An 18057-nucleotide genomic window follows, 5' to 3' on the forward strand; every position below is an offset into this window, starting at 1 on the left:
GTTACCACCTTGTTGCAGATGGTGGAGGTGCTGGAGAGCACCTCCACCATCAATCAGTCACTCAAGCCCGAGGTCGTCGTAGCCCTGCAGCGCCTTCTGCCAGGATGCGTCCGCATCATCGACGCCTGTCTCCACACGGGTCAGGGCATCACCGACTACCTGACGGATCGCCGCATAGTGCGGGCCACTGTAGACCCTGACCTGCACGGCCTTCGCCCGGTCCACCAGGATGGAGCCGACGGGGGCATTGTTGAAGAACTCGTTGCTGTACTCCTTGAGCGCCGGATCCTCAAGTGCCTTGACCTGGCTCGGGAAATTACCCTTGGTCTTGAACGCCTTGATCTGCTGCTCCGGGGCAGTCAGCCAGTCCGCAAAGGCCTTGGCCTCGTCAGGATGCTTGGACTGCTTGGGGACCATCAGGAACGAGCCACCGGAGTTGGACCCGCCACCGGGGAACACGTTCGCGACATCCCAGCCGGTCTTGCCAGCCGCGTTGCCCTCAACGACACCGAGCATCCAACTCGGGCACAGGATGGTGCCAAAGCCGTCCTTCTGGAAGGCCGCGGTCCAGTCCTCACTCCAGGCGCTGTACTTGGCCGAGATGTCGAGGGTGCCGAGGATCTTGTCGTAGATCCCCTTGACCTGGGTGTTGTCCTTCAGCGGGATGGGAGTGCCGTCGCTGTTCTCGAAGGCGTTGGCGACCTGCGAGAGCATTCCCTCATAGATGGAGTTCGTGGAGTCGTACCACGGGATGCCGGAGGCTGCGGTGAACTTCCTGCCAACCTCGAAGAAGTGGTCCCAGTCGCCATCGAGGAGTTTCGCAACCTCCTCACGGTCGCTCGGCAGACCAGCTTTCTCGAAGAGGTCCCGGCGGTAGCACACCGCGGTGGGACCGCTGTCGGTGCCATAGCCCAGCAGGTGTCCCTCGGCATCAGTGGCCTGGGCAGACTTCCAGTCCAGCCACCGTCCCTCGACGCTGGGGCTGGTGAGGTCGACGAACTTGTCCGGGTACTGCATCAGCTCAGGGAGCCAGCTTCCCTCCGCCGCGACGACGTCGGAAAGCCCGGATCCCGCGGCCATTCGCGTGTTCAGGTCGTTGCGGGCTTCGTCGGCCTTGGCGGCTTTGCGATGCTCGATCTTGATGTTCGGATGGGCCTCCATGTACTCGTTGAAGAGGTTGTCGTAGCCGAACTCGTTGAAGGTTGAGATGGTCAGGGTGACCTGACCACCGCTTTCTGTCGATGACTCATTTTTGTTGGGTGAACTGCAAGCAGCGAGCGGGAGGGTGAGCGCCGCCGCAATGGAGAGTGCGGCGACCCTGCGTGACATGCTCACGATTACTCCTTTGGGTCGTGGACGCCACGATGTGGTTGTGGCGAGTCTGGGAAAGAAGCGTTCCCGGTGTTCTCCGAAGAACTATGAGAGCGCTCCCATTCCCTGTTGAAATTGTATCTAGATACTATCGCCAGGCCCCCTGATGTCAAGGATCTGACTATCGGCGGATAACGCCGCGAGCCCAAGGCCGGCCTACCCCTTGCCCTGCTGCTTCTCGAACATTTTCTGAAGCTCGGGGGGTAGCTGGAACTCGTCCATCGTCTGTGGTTCCATGGATGATTTCGCGGCCTTGGCCCCCAGCGCGCGCCCGGTTTCCTGCTGCTTGCGCTTGGCCGAGCTGCCGGAGGACTTCCGGCCGCTCTTCTTGGACTTGCTCTTTTGCTTGCGTGCCGCACGGCCACCACCACCCATGCCCGGCATGCCGGGCATCCCACCCCCGGCCATCTGTTCCATCATCTTGCGGGCCTCGACGAAGCGGTTCACGAGTTTGTTCACATCCGAGACCTGCACACCGGCGCCCTTGGCGATCCGCGCGCGGCGAGACCCGTTGAGGATGCTGACGTCATCACGCTCGGCTGGGGTCATCGAGAAGATGATCGCCTCGATACGGTCGACCTCCCTCTCGTCGATCGAGTTGATGGCGTCCTTGAACTGCCCGGCACCGGGGAGCATCCCGAAGATCTTGCTCAGCGGCCCCAGCTTCCGGAGCTGCTGCATCTGCGCGAGGAAGTCCTGGAGCCCGAAGCGTCCCTTGCCCGCGCTGAGTTTCTCGGCTGCCTCCCGGGAGGCCTCAGCGTCAAAGTTCTTCTCGGCCTGCTCGATCAGGGTCAGCACATCGCCCATGCCGAGGATGCGCGAGGCCATCCGGTCTGGATGGAAGACGTCGAAGTCCGCCAGGGTCTCGCCGTTGGACGCGAACAGAATGGGCTTGCCGATCACGCGGGCGATCGAGAGCGCCGCGCCACCGCGCGCATCGCCGTCGAGCTTGGTGAGCACCACTCCGTCGAAACCGATGCCCTCGTCGAAGGCCTTCGCGGTGTTGACGGCGTCCTGGCCGATCATGGCGTCAACGACGAACAGCACCTCGTCGGGGCTGGTGACTGCTTTGATGTCGGCGGCTTGCTGCATCAGCACCTCATCGATGCCCAACCGGCCAGCTGTGTCGATCACCACCACGTCGTAGAGACTGCGCTGCGCGTGTTCGATGGCCCGCTGGGCAACTTGCACCGGATCGCCCACGCCGTTGCCGGGCTCGGGTGCGAAGACATGGACCCCGGCCCGCTCCCCCACGATCTGCAGCTGGTTGACCGCGTTGGGGCGTTGCAGGTCACAGGCGACCAGCAGCGGACTGTGCTTCTCGGACTTCAGCCAGCGCGCCAGCTTCCCTGCGAGGGTGGTCTTTCCAGCACCCTGAAGACCGGCGAGCATGATGATGGTCGGCGGTTTCTTGGCGAACCGGATGGGGCGGGCCTGCCCACCCAGGATCTCGATGAGCTCCTCATTGACGATCTTGATGATCTGCTGCGAGGGATTGAGCGCCCGGCTGACCTCGATGCCGACGCAGCGTTCCTTGACTGCCGCGATGAACTGCTTGACCACCCCGAGGTTGACGTCTGCCTCCAGCAGCGCGATGCGGATCTCACGCATCGTGGTGTCGATATCCGCCGAGGTGAGGCGCCCTTTGGACCTGAGGCCCTTGAACACATCTGCGAGGCGGTCCTGAAGTGTGTCGAACAAGTCCGTGTCTCCTTGGAATCCGAGGCGATGCGTGCCAAGAATACAGGGGAAGGTCAGTGAATGTAGGCGCTCGGCCCGCCAACTGACGCCGCCTCGCTCTCCGTGTGGGGCAGCTCGACGGTCACCACCCAGTCGTCTTCCTCAGGACCCGCGGTGAATTTGCCTCCGGAAAGGTCGACACGCTCCCGGATCCCGGCCAGGCCGAAGCCAAGCGAGAGCTTGGACCCACGTTTACTCGCCGACAGTTTGCTGCGAACGCAGAGCCGGACGGTGTCCTGCGTGATGTGAAGCTCCACCAGGCACCGGCCACCTGGCTTCGCATAGCGGATGATGTTGGTCACGCCCTCCTGCATGGCTCGCGTGATGGTGCGCTGGGTGATCGGGGGCAGCTCGTCGGCGTCCTGGTCGATCTTGAAATCGGCGGGGAAATTCGATCCCGCGAGGGTGCTCTTGAGGCGCTTGGCCACCGTGGTGGGACGCACCAGGGCGGGCATCTGCCCCTCCTCGCCCTCGGACATGACGCTGGTGAGCAGCGCAAGTTCGCCCTCTGCCCCTTCGAGGGATTTGGCGATCCGGTCCAGGGCGAGCCGGACCTCGTCGGCCTCGTCGCTCTCCCCGTAGGCCATGCACTGCAGCAGGATGACGGAGAGGTGGTGGGCCAGCACGTCGTGCAGCTCCCGCGCCAAGAGGTTGCGCTCCTCGGTCCGGGCGGCGTCTATGGCCTCCACCAGGGCGCTCGTGCGCTCGGCCTGGCGGGAGCGCACCGTCTGGTACTGGCGGATCAGGGTGAATCCGATCAGGCCCACGAACATCATGAGGACTCCCACCCGCAGCTCCAGGCTGGCAGTAACCCCATCAAGGTTGGACCCCCATAGACCCGCTATAGCAAAGGCCCCCGGGATGATGCTCCAGTAGCGATTCCGGAGCCGGGTGACCTTCCAGCACAGCATGAGCAGGACGGCCGACAGCGCGACCGGGGTCTGCTCGGGGGTCAGGAGCATGCCGGTCACAGACACAATCGCGAGGATTCCGCCGGGAAGGAGCTGCCAGTAGAGGATCGCTGCACTCAGGTAGCCAAGCCCCGCCCAGGCCAACGGCCAGTCCAGCGGCTGGGTGCGATAGGTCCACAGGGCCATCATGAACAGTGCCAGCATGGGCAGGGCCACGCTGACGGCCCGCAGCCAGGGGGATCGTTCCGGTTCATCCCCCGCTGCACTGTCCTGCGAGGTAATCAGGGACTCGGGGAGGGAGAAGCTGAGCCGGCTTCCCCGCCGGGTGCTCACCGAGCTGAAGCTACCCCCCAGGGCCTGCACCCGCTCCCGGATGCGCGCGAGTGCGGCCGTGTCCTCCGGGCGGGGCTTCCGGGAGGTGACGAGCTCTCCCGTCATGCGGACCTCCCCCGGCGGGTAGGTGACCTTGAGCCGCAGCGGGTCGGGCCGCAGGGCCTGGGAAGAGTCCTGCAGCAGCTGGGCCACCCGGCTGATCGTCAGCTGGGTCACCGGGCTACTCTCATCGAGCCGGCCGGGAAGCTCCAGCTCCACCTGGAGGCCCTGAGCGCGCAGGGTCTGCGCCATCCGGGCGAGCACCTCACGAGGCCGGGCCACCGCCAGGGACTCGTCGCTGCCATCGGCCACCGGGTCCTCACGCAACATGCCGACCAGCGCCCGCACCCGGGTCACCGCATCCAGGCAGGCGGCCTGCACCCGCTCCAGGGCCTCCCGAAGGATCCAGGCGTCGGAGGTGTGGCGCGGGGCGCGCTGCCCCGCCCAGGCCTGGGCCAGGCGCTCGCTGACCGCAGAACGCAGCTCACCGGCCAGCCGCAGGCGCTCGCCGGAGCGGATCTCAGTGACATCCGCAGCCAGCACGGCGAGCTGGGCCTCACCACGGTTGAGGATGCGCAGAAAAACTCGTAACAGCAGCCCGAGGAGAATGCCGAGCAGCGCGCTGAAGCTGTAAATGAAGACTGAGTCTCTCAGTAGAGGGAACAGCCCTGGCTTGAATAGACAACGCACCGCCCCATAGCCCGTTCCCAGAAGGGCAACCGGGAGAATCATCATCGGTCCGGCACGAAAACATACGGTGGCTGACGCCAGAATGCAGAATATGGAATCAGCGTCCATATCCCCAAAGGCCACCGTGAGCCCCAGCGGCAGGAGGCCAAGGCCAAGACCAAGCCAGGGACGCCACAGCAGGAGGATGCAGGCCGCCACCTCGCCAAGCTGTGCAACCACGACGACAGGCAAGGGGATGGTTTCACTGTGCCTAGGCCATCCCAGGAGATTAGGAATGAAGTTGAAGGCGATTATGGCGACAATAGCCCAGCGCCCGGCGCCCACGTTAGTGGACGCCGGGCGCTGGACTTCATCTTCTAGGTTCATGTTCCCCCCATAGGACTCAGACCCACCCCGAACCAGAAAAAGCTGACCTTAGCTCACCACCGGCACGCAGAGCGCCACCCGAGGTAGTTCCTGAAAAGGCACCCAATAAAGCCCTCAGCGTGAGCCTGGCCACTTCCCTGAGTGGAAACAGAAACCCCCTTGGCGACCGGCTCAGCGGTGTTGGCGCTCGCAGGAACCGCGGTCAGGGCGAAACAAGAAGCCGCTGCAAAGGCGGCGGCAGCGAGGCGCATTTTCATGGCTTTCCTCCAGGTTTCAATGATCGTGAGCAGCTTCGGAACAGCAACTGAATCGTACACTTGAAAGGGCGAATGGTACACGTTTTGTGGCGCGTCGCAATCAATGTGCCTCGCCCAGTTCGTTCAATGCCGGAAACATCTCCGGTCCCAGACCCGCCTCAAGGGGCGGCCCGCCCCACGTGGCGCAGCGAGACGACGAGCGGATCGTGGCTTTGTGGAATATTGTTTCCCCATGACCAATCTCTGCCGCGTACTCGTAGTTGATGACGACCCCATGGTCCGCGAGGCATACCGTATGTTCCTGGCAAGGCACAATGACCATGAGGTGGTTGGCGAGGCCCGGAATGGCCGGGAGGCCGTGGAGGCCTATGAGGAGCTGAGCCCCGATGTGGTCCTGATGGATCTGCAGATGCCTGAGATGTCGGGGGTGGATGCCATCCGCGAGATCAACAGAAAACATCCCGGAGCCTGCATAGTGGCCCTGACTACCTTCGGCACCCAGGAGTACATCGTCTCCGCGCTGCGGGCCGGCGCCTCCGGCTACCTGATGAAGGACTGCGGCGGCCCAGCCCTGCTGACCGGCATCCAGCAGGCCCGGGACGGCGACATGCCGCTGGCCCCGGGCGTCCGGCGCGAGCTGGTGACCGACCTGCTCTCCGGCCATCCCCGGACCCTGGTCGACGATGCTGCGGCCAGTGGCCTGGCGCCGCGCGAGAAGGAGCTGCTGATCTGGCTCGGCCAGGGCATGACCAACGCCCAGATTGCAACGAAGATGTTCATCTCGGAAGGTTCTGTGAAGCAGTACCTGTCACACATCGGCGACAAGATGGGGCTGAAGTCCCGCACCCAGATCCTGGTGCGGGCCATTCAGCTGGGTCTGGTGGATCCGACCCTCATGACTCCCGGGATACCCTCCTGAGCCTTCTGGTCACTCTCCGAGGATTCCCGCCACGAATCCCTCGGGATCGAAGGGAGCCAGGTCATCCACTCCCTCACCCAGGCCAACCAGCTTGACCGGCACGCCGAGTTCCCGCTGCACCTGGATCACGATCCCACCCTTCGCGGAGCCGTCGAGTTTGGTCAACACGATTCCGGTGACGTCCACCACCTCGGAGAAGATCCGAGCCTGGGTCATGCCGTTCTGCCCCGTGGTGGCGTCGAGCACCAGCAGGACCTCACCGACGGGTGCCTTCTTCTCGATGACGCGCTTGACCTTGCCGAGCTCGTCCATCAGCCCGACCTTGGTGTGCAGCCGCCCAGCGGTGTCGACCAGGACGACGTCGATGCCCTCGTCCTTGCCCTTGGCGACCGCGTCGAAGGCCACGGAGGCCGGGTCGCTGCCCTCTGACGAGCTCACCGTCTCGACACCGACCCGCTCACCCCAGGTCGCGAGCTGCTCAGCGGCTGCCGCGCGGAAGGTGTCGGCGGCTCCCAGCATGACGGAGCGTCCCTCGGCCACGAGCACCCGGGCGAGCTTGCCCACGGTCGTGGTCTTGCCGGTGCCGTTGACCCCGACCACCATCACGACAGCAGGATCACCCTCGGCGGCGGAGAGATTCAGGCTCCGGTCCAGGCCTGGGTCAACCAGCTTGAGGAGTTCAGCACGCAGCACCTGACGGGCGCGTTCGGGATCCGAGACCCCGTCGATGCTGAGTTCCCGGCGCAGCGCCTCGGTGAGCTCCGACGTGGGACCGACGCCCAGGTCCGAGGCGATCAGCGTGGCCTCGAAGTCATCCCAGGTCTCGGAGTCGATCCGGTCGACGCTGAGCAGCTCCCCCAGCGCCCGAGCAAGCACGTTGTTGCTTGAGGCCAAGCGGCGGCGTAGCCGGGCGAACCGGGAACGCGGCTCCTCGGGCTGGTCCAGTATGGGCTCAGTCGGTTCAGGCTCGGGAAGCTCGGAGACCGGAGGTTCCTCCTCGGCAACCGGAGTCTCTTCCCCGGCGACCGGAGAAGCCTCTTCTTCGGTGGGTGTCTCCTGCGGTGCCTCGATGGCCTCTCGCGGCTCGCCCGGCGGCAGTTCCTTCTTGCCGTACCTAATGATGAGCGTCGCCGCCACCAGGGACAGTCCGACCACCGCGACAACTATCCAGAAAATCACATCTGCCACGGGACCAATCCTAGAGGCCTGGAGTTGTGTGCCTGGCGAGGCTGCTCAGCGAGATGGGACGGGTCAGCAACGGCACTGGCCTAATCCCGCTGCTGCAGGCGCTGGCTGACCACGGTGGAGATGCCGTCTCCCCGCATGGTGACCCCGTACAGGCTGTCGGCGATCTCCATGGTGCGTTTCTGGTGGGTAATGACCAGCAGCTGGGAGCTCTGCCGCAGTTCCTCATAGATCGCGAGCAGACGTCCGAGATTAGCGTCGTCAAGGGCCGCCTCCACTTCGTCAAGGATGTAGAAGGGGCTCGGCCGCGCGATGAAAAGGCTGACCAGGAAGGCCACAGCCACCAAGGACCGCTCCCCGCCCGACAGCAGTGAAAGTCGCTTGACCTGCTTACCAGCAGGCCGGGCCTCAACATCGACGCCCGTCTCAAGCCAGTTGCCGGGCTCGGTCAGCACCAGTTTCCCCTCACCGCCCGGGAAGAGCCGCTCGAAGACCTTCCCGAAGGTGCGCTCCACATCGCGGTAGGCGGCCTCGAAGACCTCCTGGACGCGCTGGTCGACGTCATCGATCAGCGCTAGCAGGTCGGCCCGGGTCTGTTTCAAGTCGGCAAGCTGCTCCGCCAGAAAGGCATGCCGGATTTTCAGGGCCTCGAACTCCTCGAGCGCCAGCGGGTTTACCCGGCCGAGGGCCGCCAGCCCGCGTTCGGCGCGGCGGAGCCGTTTCTCCTGTTCGGCGCGCACGTAGGCGACCGGCTCAGGCACCTCGTCGTCGGGGCCAAGCGCCGACCCGTCCGGGCGGGTGAGGACCGCAATGGGCTGCTCAGGGCCATACTCAGCGACCAGCTGGTCCCCCTCCAGCCCCAGCTCGCCCAGGCTCCGCTCCTCCAGCTGCTCGATCCGCATCCGGTGCTCGATCCGGGCCAGCTCATCGCGGTGAGCGCCCCGCATGAGTTCTTCCAGACGCTGCCCCGCCGCCCTGGACGCCTGTCTGGCTGCCACCGTGGCGGCTTCAGCTGCGCGGCGCCGGGACTCCGCGGAATCACGGCTGGCCGCGGCTCGCTCCATGGTGGCCTCAACCGCTGCGGACAAGCGCAGCGCGGCCTCGTGCACAGTCTTGCCCACCGCGGCCTCACGCCGCAGCTGCTCAGCCCGGGCCCGGGCGCGTGCCCGGGACTGGCGTTCCGCGGCGGCGGCACGCAACAGCCCATCGGCCCGGCCTGCCAGAGACCGGGCCTGCTCCTCGGCGGTGCGTAATCGCAGCCTTGCCTCCATCTCGGCCTGCCGGGCCGCCCGCGCCGTCACCGCCAGCTCGTCGCGCCGTGCGGGGTCAGGGTCGGCCAGTTCCTCGTCGCTCGCGGCGGAAAGCCGTGCCTGCAGTTCAGCCAGCTTTCCCTCATGCTCCGCCCGGCCCTCCTGGGCCGCGGCGATGGCGGCACTCAGGCGGTCGGCCTCGCGGGTCGCGGCGGCCTGCGCCTGTCGGTGAGCACCGAGCTCATCCGAGACTGCGGTGAACTGCGCATCGGACTCGTGCAGAGCGGCCAGGGCTGCCGACTCCTCGTCGCGGGCCTGCTGCAGGTCGCTGCGGGCGGCCTCCAGGGCGAACCTCTGCCGATCCGCTGCTGCAGCGGCCTGCGCCAGGTGCTCCTCGGCTTCTGCGAGCTCGGCGTTCAGGGCCAGCAGTGAGGGTTTCGCGGCAGACCCGCCTTCAACCAGCCAGCCGGACAGCCGATCCCCTGCCCTGGTGACAGCGACCAAAGCTGGACTGTCTGCGACACTGGCCCTGGCAGCGGCGAGGTCCTCGACGGCGACGACACCGGCCAGCAGCCGGCTCAAGGCACCCTCTAGCTCTGTCGGCGCGGTGATCAGGTCGAGCAGCGGCACCTTGTCCTGCGCCGCCGCGCCGGCCACCACCACGGGAGCCCGCCCCAGGTCCTGCTCAGTCAGGTGCGCGATGGCGGCCAGGGCATCGTCAAGCCCGGCTGCCACGACCGCCTCGGCCGCGGCTCCAAGCCCTGCCGCGACGGCCTGCTCCCAGCCGGGGGCCACCTGGATGAGGTCTCCCATCCGTCCCAGGATCCCGCGCTGCCCCAGCAGGTCGGAGGAGCCGTCACGCTGCTGCGTCGCCAGGCGCAGGGCCTCCGCACGTGCGGTGAGAGCGGCTTTCTCCCGCGCGGTGCGTGTCTCCTGCTCCACCAGCCCTCCGACTTCGGCCTCACGCTCTGCGACAGCCTTGCTGGCCCTCTCCCAGGTAGCGTCCAGGCTCGACTCGTCGGTGCCCAGCCCGGCGAGGGTGTTCTCGGCCTTCCGGTACCGGTCCGCGGCCTCCCGCGCCCGCGCGAGGGCCTCCTCCCGGCGGCCGGCTAGGCGCTGCTCCTCGCCCTGGCCGGCTTCAAGGCGGGAACGCACTGAGGCCACCTGTCCTTTGAGCCGGGCCAGCCCCTCCCGCCGATCGGCAACCGCGCGCAGTGCCGCGGAGTAGGCCTGCTCGGCCTCGGAGTGCTGGGTCTCCACCTCGCCCCGATGCCCGGAGGTCTCCCGCAGCGCGGCCTGCGCCTGCTCGATGTCCTCAGCCAGCTCAGCCTCGCGTGCCCTGACCTCGCGGGCCTCGGCCTCCAGGGACTCGGGATCCCGGCTGGACGTGTCGATGGCGGGCTGGGCGTCGCCGTGGCGCATCCGCTCGGCCGCCACCGAGAGCGTCGAGGACACCCGCTCCCTCAGGGCCGCCAGCGCATACCATCGCTCCTGGCAGCGGTCGAAGTGCTGCGACGCCTCCTTCAGCTCCTGCTCCGCTGCCTCCTCCGCATCCAGGGCCGCCCGGGCCTCAGCCTCTGCACGTTCTTTGGCCTCGGCTGCTGCGGCCTCGTCGGCGAGGTCGGCAGCTAGGGCCTCCCGGGCGCTCTGGAGGTCATCGGCGAGCAGGCGAGCCTTCGCGTCGCGCTGCTCCGCCTGGATGATGGCGGCCCGACGGGCGGTCTCGGCCTGACGGCCGAGCGGTTTGAGCTGACGCTGCAGTTCTCCGATCAGGTCCTGAAGCCGTTCCAGGTTTGCCTTCGTCCCTTCCAGTTTCCGGACGGCCTTCTCTTTGCGCTTGCGATGTTTGAGGACCCCGGCGGCCTCCTCAATGAATCCTCTCCGGGACTCAGGAGTGGCCTGGAGGATGGCGTCGAGCTGGCCCTGCCCGACGATCACGTGCATTTCGCGGCCGATGCCGGAGTCGCTCAGCAGCTCCGTCACGTCCAGCAGCCTGGAGGGGATGCCGTTGATGGCATACTCGGAGCCGCCGCTGCGGAACATGGTGCGGGTGATCGTCACTTCCGAGTACTCGATGGGCAGTGCGCCATCGGAGTTGTCGATGGTCAGCTGCACTTCCGCCCGTCCCAGCGGGGCGCGTTTGGACGTGCCCGCGAAGATGACGTCCTCCATCTTCCCGCCGCGCAGGCTTTTGGCCCCCTGTTCACCCATCACCCAGCTCAGGGCGTCGACCACATTGGACTTGCCGGACCCGTTGGGTCCGACGATGCAGGTGATGCCCGGCTCGAAGTCAAGGGTGGTGGCCGAAGCGAAAGACTTGAATCCCCTGAGGATCAGCTGTTTGAGGTACATGCAGGCTGTTCCGCCTGTTCCGTGGGGCTCCCGGACTCACGGACGGCTCGGAAGGTCCAGAACTTGTTGACCAGGAAGGCAACAGGAATAGTGCAGATGATGGAGATCAGTTGCGCCCAGTACTGGCGGCTCCGCAGGCCTGAGGAACCGTCGAGGATGTCCGTGGGAAGGGCCACCGGGGAGTGTGGGTGCATCAGGGCCGTCATGATCACCAAGCCGGCGGCCTGGGCGACGAGCCCGACGGTCAGGAAGGGCCAGTACTCGCGGAACCATCCCGCAATTCTGTGGGATTTGAAGGTCCACCAGCGGTTGAGCTGGAAGTTGAACAGGTTCGCCACCAGAAAGGCGATCGTGGCCATCACGTGGTACCAGCGGATGTTGAACTCGGTTCCCGGGATAGCCAGCCACACTCCCTCACCCTCGGGGATCGCTGCACTCGGCCAGACCACCGGAAACAACTTCCTACACAGAATGACCACCCCCATGTTCACCAGCACGCCGAGACCACCGACAATCCCGAAACGGAAGAGTTGCCACAGGGAGTCCCGGTTGTTGCGAAGTAACTTGCCGATTGCACTCATGAATCATCCTGACGGCTTGGGCAGCCGCTGGCACCTCGGGCACAGAAAGCTGCTGCGGTTGGTGAATCGCCGGCGCACCATCGGCGTGGCACAGCGGCGACATGGCTGGTCCTCGCGCCCGTAGGCATCAAGTCCACGTTCAAAATAACCCGACTCGCCGTTGATATTGACGTACAGCGAGTCGAAGGATGTGCCGCCGGCGGTCAAAGCCTCCGACATGACATCGCGGGCATGCTTCAGCAGTGATATGGCACGGGCCTGGGCGAGGCGTGCAGTGGGGTGGTCGAAATGCAGCTTCGCACGCCACAGGGACTCGTCGGCGTAGATGTTGCCGATCCCGGAGACGAGGCCCTGATCGAGGAGGGCCCGTTTCACCGTGGTGTGTTTTGCCCTCATTCTCCGGGCGACCGTGCTGGGGTCGAAAACCGGGTCGAAGGGATCGAGGGCGATGTGCGGCACCGGGCACCGGCCACCAGCCGGGACGAACTCGAGATGCCCGAACATCCGCTGGTCGATGAACCGCAGCTGGGCGCCATCGTCCAGATCGAAGAGCACGCGCGTGTTCCGGAGTTGCGGATCCCCGGGCTGGTTCACGCGAAACTGTCCGCTCATCCCCAGGTGGGCGATCATGGCATCATCGCCCAGCACCAGCCACAGGTATTTTCCGCGGCGCGCGACGGCGTCGACGCGGCGCCCGGTGATCTCGGAGGTGAATCCCTCCGCGCCAGCCGGGTGGGCACGCACAGGCCGGGGATGAAGAACCGTCACCGCCTCAAGGCGGCGTCCGGTCAGGTGATTCTCCAGGCCCCGGCGCACCACCTCAACCTCCGGGAGCTCAGGCATTGGGCAACAGGCTCCGGCATGCCTCGTGGGCTGCGAGTTGCTCGGCGCGTTTCTTACTTGATGCCACCCCGGTGCCTGCCGGACCACCACCGATGATGACGGTGGCGGTGAAGGTGCGCTGATGGTCCGGTCCCTCACCCACGATCTCGTATCGCGGCGGTTCCAGGTCATTGTGTGCGCAGTATTCCTGCAATGCGGTCTTGTAGTCGGTGTAATGCCCCTCAAGCTCGCTCGCAGCAATCCGCCCGTCAAGAAGAGCGTGCACGAAGCTCGCAGAGGCCTCAGCACCACCCGAGAGATGAATCGCGCCGATCACAGCCTCCATCGTGTCGGCCAGGATGGAGGTCTTGTCCGATCCGCCGGTGTTGATCTCCCCCTGGCCCAACCGGATCAACTCCCCCAGCTCAAGTTCACGTGCCACATCAGCCAGGGCATGAGAACTGACGACCGAAGCCCGTAGTTTCGCGAGCTGCCCCTCGGCAAGCTCGGGAAAAGAAATGAAGATGTGCTCAGTCACCACGATCTGCAGCACGGCATCGCCCAGGAACTCCAGCCGTTCGTTGCTGGGGATACGTCCATGTTCAAAGGCGAAGCTGCGGTGGGTGAAGGCCAACTCAAAGAGCTGGGCGTCCGGCTGGACGCCCAGCTTGTCAAGGAGGGCAACTAGCTTGCTCAGGCCTCGACGACCTGACGGCGAGCGCCCTTGGGACCGTACTGGCCGCACGAGGGGCAGGCGGTATGGGACAGGTGTGGTTCGCGGCAAGCCGGATTCACGCAGGTGACGGTGGGGACGACGGACGTCTTCCACTGCGCACGGCGCGAACGGGTGTTGCTGCGCGACATCTTGCGCTTCGGAACGGCCACGATCTTCTCCTCGAACTTATGAACTCACTGGCCGGGCACGGCAAAGAACCGGTCAGTGCCCTCTTCTCTTGGTCTCAGTTGTCGCTGCGAAGATCAAGCCCAGCCAGCTTCTCCCAGCGTGGGTCCACCTTCTCGTCGTGCCCGTGACCGGGATCGTTGTTCAGGTTGAACCCGCACTCCTGGCACAGTCCCAGGCAGTCGGGATCACATAGGGGCGTGAACGGCAGCTCCAGCACCACAGCGTCCCGCAAGGCCTCCTCCAGGTCGATCGCATCGTCAATGACGAGGCTCTCTTCCTCATCCACCTCGTTGCCGGGGTAGAAGTAGAGTTCCTGCAGTTCGAAGGACTTCTCATCCTCGATCTGACTCAGACATCGGGCACATTCACCGCGAATCTCCGCGTGAACCGTCCCCGTAGCCAGCACCCCTTCGACGACGGCCTCAAGTTTGAGGTCCAAGCCGACTTCGGAGTCCTGTGGTACTGCGATCACCTCGTAGCCGAGATCAACCGGAGCAGGGACGCTGGTCTGAATCTCCTTCATCGCCCCCGGGCGCCGCCCCAGCTCCAGCACGTCAAAGACATACGGACGGCGGCGGTCCAGATGGTGATGCACGGAGTTCATGGCAGCCATTCCCTTCGTCCGATCGACCATGACCACGTCATGACCGAAGGATCATCTTACCGACTTGGCAATAATTCACCAAACATCACTGCATCCGAAGTCTGGCGGCGGCCTCCACTACGCATGGGGGTACTTGTCCGGCAACATCGCCACCCAGCCTGATGACCTCGCGAATGATGGTGCTGGACAGGGTGACGTTCTGGGCCGCGGCCGGGAACAGGACGGTCTCTAGGCCCGTCAGCGCGTGGTTCATATTCGCCAGCTGAAGCTCGAAGTCAAAGTCGGCACCGAACCGCAAGCCCTTGACGACGGTGTCTATGCCATGTTCTTCGGCGAAATCGACCAACAAGCCGCCCATCTCCTCCACAGTGACCCCGTCGAGATGGGCGGTGGCCTCGCGGACCAGGCTGACGCGCTGATCCCCGAACAGGTAGCCGGACTTCAGGCTGTTGCGGCCCACGGCGACCAGCACCTCCCCGAACAGGTCCCGGGCCCGGGTGATGATGTCAAGGTGGCCATTGGTGATGGGGTCGAAGGAGCCGGGGCACAGCACCTTGGTCATGATTCTCCTGCCGGTCTCGTGGCTGCGAAGTAGAGACGGGTCTCACCGTAGTCGCGGCACCAATGGTCGTCGAGTTCACCGGGCCACGATGGAGGGGTGGAGCGTTTCGAGCGCTCCACAACGACGAGGGCCTGGGGATTCAGCATCCCGGAACCGAAAAGCGGCGCCAGGGCCCTGTCCAGGCTCGCCGAATCCAGTTCGTAGGGAGGATCCGCGAAAACCAGGTCCCAGGGGCCGGGCGGGAGCCGTCCCTCAACTCTCCCTGCCCTGGCCTCGACGCGGAGTCCTGCTTTGCGGGCGTTCCCCGAGATCAGGGAGGCGGTGCTGGTGTCAACAGCCACCACCTGCGCTGCCCCCCGGCTCGCCGCCTCCAGCGCCACCGCCCCGGTGCCGGCATACAGGTCGAGGACCGCCATGCCCTCCAGATGTTCGGCAGCTGGCTGTTCCGCGGTGCCGAACCAGGTCGCCAGGCTGGAGAACAGAGCCTCCCGGACCCGGTCACTGGTGGGGCGAGTCCCAGAGCGGGGTGAGGCCAGGTGCACTCCCCGGGCCCGGCCGGCAATGATCCGGGTCATCCCTTCTCCAGCCACTCGCCGGCAGCTGCCTGCTCAGCCTGATCAATCAGGTCGGCGAGCAGGGGGTCCTGAGCGGCCCGGGAATCCGCGAGTATCTCGGCTGCCAGTTCCTTCGCCTGTTCGATCACCTCACGGTCCCCCAGCACTCGCAGCAGCTTCAATGACGAGGCTCCGGACTGGGCCGCACCAAGGACGTCGCCCTCACGCCGCAACTCCAGATCCCGCTCCGCGAGGTCGAAACCGTCAGTAGAGGCCACCAGCGCATTGAGCCGTTCGACTGACCCGAGGGCCTCCGGCGTGGGGGCGGCGAGCAGCAGGCACAGCCCGGGATGCGTTCCCCGGCCTATCCGTCCGCGTAGCTGATGCAGCTGGGCGATGCCAAAGCGATCGGCGTCGAGGATGACCATCACTGAGGCGTTCGGTATATCCACCCCAACCTCGATCACGGTGGTCGCCACCAGGACATCCAGCTCCCCTGCTGTGAAGGCCTGCATGGCCTGGTCGCGCTCGGCTGCGGCCTGTCGGCCGTGCACCATCCCGACCCGCAGCCCCTTGAGCGGACCCTCGGCGAGCATGGGGGCGACCTCCATCACCGCGCTCAGCCCAGCGCCAGCCTCCAACTCTCCTTCGGTCTTGTTGCCAGAGATCGCCGGGCAGACCACGAAGGCCTGCCGTCCCTCGGTGACCTCCTCACGGATCCGTTCCCAGGCGCGGTCCACCCAATGCGGATTGCGGGCGGTGTCGACGAAGACGGTCTTGACCTCGGCGCGCCCAGCTGGGCGGTCCCTCAGCTCGATGGTCTCCAGATCCCCGAACACCGTCATCGCCACGGAGCGCGGGATGGGGGTGGCGGTCATCACCAGCGTGTGAGGCTGGCGCTCGGATTTCGCAGCCAGCGCAGCCCGCTGCTCGACACCGAACCGGTGCTGCTCGTCCACCACGACGAGCCCCAGATCGGCGAACTCCACCCCCTCAGAGAGCAGCGCATGGGTACCGATCACCAGCCCTGCCTCACCCGAGGCCACGGCCGCGCGGGCGCTGCGTCGGCCCGCAGCAGTCAGACTGCCGGTCAGAAACGCCACCTGGGTGGCCTGCGGATGGGCTTCCAGCATCCCAGCGGCCCCCAGCTCACCAAGCAGAGCTGTGATCGATGCGTAATGTTGCCTGGCCAGCACCTCAGTGGGAGCCAGCAGCGCGGCCTGGCCTCCTGCGTCAACGACCGCGAGCATGGCGCGAAGCGCGACGAGGGTCTTGCCCGAGCCGACCTCTCCCTGCAGGAGGCGATGCATCGGGCGCTCGGTGGCCAGCTCTGCGAAAAGTGTCTCCCCCACCCTCTGCTGCCCAGCAGTCAGCTGGTACGGCAGCGAGGTATCGAAAGCGGCGAGGATCCCGTCGATGCGGCGCGGCCGGGGAGTGGTGGTGCGTTCGGCGAGGACGGCCCGCCGCCTGGCCATGGCCAGCTGCATACCGAACGCCTCATCGAACTTCAGCCGGGCGATGCCCCGCTTTGCGTCCAGCTCGGTGACGGGCTCGTGGACCTCCCGCAGCGCATCCGGGAAGGCAAGCACACCGGCTCGTTCCACCACCCACCCGGGAAGCGTGTCACCAAGCGGCAACACCTGGGGCAGCGCCAGCGCTATCGCATCAGCGATCTTCCAGGTGACCAGCTTCGAAGTGGCCGGATACAGGCCGACCAGGCGGGCACGCTGGATCACCTTGACCATCGCTGCCCGCGCATCGGCTTTACGGCCTGTGATGGCCCCGAATTCATCAATGATGACGTAATCCGGGTGCGTGAGCTGGAGCTGTCCCCTGAACTCCCCCACCTTGCCGACGAAGATGCCGCGGGCCCCCGGCGCCAGCTGCCCAGCCCAGTAGTTGGCGTACCGCGGGCGTTTCTGGGGCACGAAGAAGGCAGCCCTCAACTCCCCGTGCCCGTCGGTGAGCACGGTCTCCACCCGGGTGGTACGGCCATCCACGATGGTGGTCGCCACCACCTTCGCCACGACAGCAACGTCCTCGCCGGGATGAAGCGCCCGGAAATCGCTCATCTCGGTCCCGGCCAGGTAGCGGCGCGGCACATGCCGCAGGAGGTCTCCCAGGGTGACTAGCCCCAGCCGGGCCATTTCGGCAGCGGAATCCGCACCCACGACGTCCCGTAGCCTGCGGCTCAGCTCGCGATGTATCGGGGTCCGGAATCGGCTCATGGCTTGAGCCTACCGAGATGCGGCGACGAAAAACGGCTCGCAGCCTCAGCCGCGAGCCGTTGCCTGAACTCCTCGGTCAGCGGGTGACCTTCCCTGCCTTGAGACAGGAGGTGCACACGTTGAGACGCTTGGGGGTACCGTTGACGGTCGCACGGACACGCTGGATGTTCGGGTTCCAGCGACGGTTAGTCTTCTTCTTCGACCAGGGCACGTTGTGACCGAAGCCGGGTCCCTTGGCGCAGATATCGCAGACGGCAGCCACTGGAATCTCCTTGTTGCTTGGGCCAGACGCGCCTAGGCAGCGCCTGGTTCGATCATTGGGTTCACCCGCCGCAGCGGGCAACCGGTAGATGATAACCCGAGATGGCACAGATCCTCAAACTGATTGT

The 18057-nt window shown here is 65.7% G+C and carries 15 protein-coding genes; 1 reads left to right on the plus strand and 14 read right to left on the minus strand.

Annotation, left to right across the window (positions count from 1 at the left end; translation table 11 throughout):
- Positions 1-57: 57 nt before the first annotated feature.
- The 3 genes from SK1NUM_RS08795 to SK1NUM_RS08805 form a co-directional block, all read right to left on the minus strand.
- Positions 58-1329: an ABC transporter substrate-binding protein gene (locus tag SK1NUM_RS08795; protein WP_223927982.1), complete on the minus strand. Its 1272-nt coding sequence runs from the start codon at positions 1327-1329 to the stop codon at positions 58-60.
- A 198-nt stretch (positions 1330-1527) separates the two neighbouring features.
- On the minus strand, positions 1528-3072 hold the full coding sequence (ffh, locus tag SK1NUM_RS08800; RefSeq protein ID WP_212321228.1) for a signal recognition particle protein: 1545 nt from the start codon (positions 3070-3072) through the stop codon (positions 1528-1530).
- 53 nt (positions 3073-3125) lie between these two features.
- The gene (locus SK1NUM_RS08805; protein ID WP_212321229.1) at positions 3126-5303 is read right to left on the minus strand and encodes a sensor histidine kinase; all 2178 of its coding nucleotides are present in this window, start codon (positions 5301-5303) and stop codon (positions 3126-3128) included.
- Positions 5304-5939: 636 nt separating this feature from the next.
- Between SK1NUM_RS08805 and SK1NUM_RS08810 the strand changes: the two genes are divergently transcribed.
- On the plus strand, positions 5940-6626 hold the full coding sequence (locus SK1NUM_RS08810; protein WP_212321230.1) for a response regulator: 687 nt from the start codon (positions 5940-5942) through the stop codon (positions 6624-6626).
- A 9-nt stretch (positions 6627-6635) separates the two neighbouring features.
- Here SK1NUM_RS08810 and ftsY read toward each other — a convergent pair whose 3' ends face one another.
- The 11 genes from ftsY to rpmB form a co-directional block, all read right to left on the minus strand.
- Positions 6636-7814 (minus strand): signal recognition particle-docking protein FtsY, encoded by a 1179-nt coding sequence (gene ftsY, locus SK1NUM_RS08815; protein WP_212321232.1) that lies wholly within the window; start codon positions 7812-7814, stop codon positions 6636-6638.
- An 80-nt stretch (positions 7815-7894) separates the two neighbouring features.
- A complete protein-coding gene (gene smc / locus SK1NUM_RS08820; protein WP_212321234.1) occupies positions 7895-11413 on the minus strand; it encodes a chromosome segregation protein SMC in 3519 nt (1172 codons plus the stop codon).
- A complete protein-coding gene (locus tag SK1NUM_RS08825; RefSeq protein ID WP_212321236.1) occupies positions 11395-11994 on the minus strand; it encodes a GtrA family protein in 600 nt (199 codons plus the stop codon). The genes smc and SK1NUM_RS08825 overlap by 19 nt, the downstream gene beginning before the upstream one ends.
- Before the next feature lie 3 nt (positions 11995-11997).
- On the minus strand, positions 11998-12837 hold the full coding sequence (gene mutM / locus SK1NUM_RS08830; protein WP_212321238.1) for a bifunctional DNA-formamidopyrimidine glycosylase/DNA-(apurinic or apyrimidinic site) lyase: 840 nt from the start codon (positions 12835-12837) through the stop codon (positions 11998-12000).
- The gene (gene rnc, locus SK1NUM_RS08835) at positions 12830-13561 is read right to left on the minus strand and encodes a ribonuclease III (protein ID WP_223927456.1); all 732 of its coding nucleotides are present in this window, start codon (positions 13559-13561) and stop codon (positions 12830-12832) included. Before rnc ends, mutM begins: the two co-directional genes overlap by 8 nt.
- A complete protein-coding gene (gene rpmF / locus SK1NUM_RS08840) occupies positions 13510-13701 on the minus strand; it encodes a 50S ribosomal protein L32 (RefSeq protein WP_212321240.1) in 192 nt (63 codons plus the stop codon). Before rpmF ends, rnc begins: the two co-directional genes overlap by 52 nt.
- A 74-nt stretch (positions 13702-13775) precedes the next feature.
- The gene (locus tag SK1NUM_RS08845; protein ID WP_212321242.1) at positions 13776-14324 is read right to left on the minus strand and encodes a YceD family protein; all 549 of its coding nucleotides are present in this window, start codon (positions 14322-14324) and stop codon (positions 13776-13778) included.
- An 85-nt stretch (positions 14325-14409) separates the two neighbouring features.
- The gene (coaD, locus tag SK1NUM_RS08850) at positions 14410-14886 is read right to left on the minus strand and encodes a pantetheine-phosphate adenylyltransferase (RefSeq protein WP_212321243.1); all 477 of its coding nucleotides are present in this window, start codon (positions 14884-14886) and stop codon (positions 14410-14412) included.
- Positions 14883-15461 carry an RsmD family RNA methyltransferase gene (locus tag SK1NUM_RS08855; RefSeq protein ID WP_212321244.1) on the minus strand — a complete coding sequence of 193 codons (579 nt, stop codon included), beginning with the start codon at positions 15459-15461 and terminating at the stop codon, positions 14883-14885. The genes coaD and SK1NUM_RS08855 overlap by 4 nt, the downstream gene beginning before the upstream one ends.
- Positions 15458-17668 carry an ATP-dependent DNA helicase RecG gene (locus SK1NUM_RS08860; protein WP_212321245.1) on the minus strand — a complete coding sequence of 737 codons (2211 nt, stop codon included), beginning with the start codon at positions 17666-17668 and terminating at the stop codon, positions 15458-15460. The genes SK1NUM_RS08855 and SK1NUM_RS08860 overlap by 4 nt, the downstream gene beginning before the upstream one ends.
- A 76-nt stretch (positions 17669-17744) precedes the next feature.
- Positions 17745-17930: a 50S ribosomal protein L28 gene (gene rpmB, locus SK1NUM_RS08865; RefSeq protein ID WP_212321246.1), complete on the minus strand. Its 186-nt coding sequence runs from the start codon at positions 17928-17930 to the stop codon at positions 17745-17747.
- Between the last annotated feature and the right edge of the window lie 127 nt (positions 17931-18057).

Origin of the sequence: Arachnia rubra (assembly GCF_019973735.1) — a bacterium.
Taxonomy (GTDB): domain Bacteria; phylum Actinomycetota; class Actinomycetes; order Propionibacteriales; family Propionibacteriaceae; genus Arachnia; species Arachnia rubra.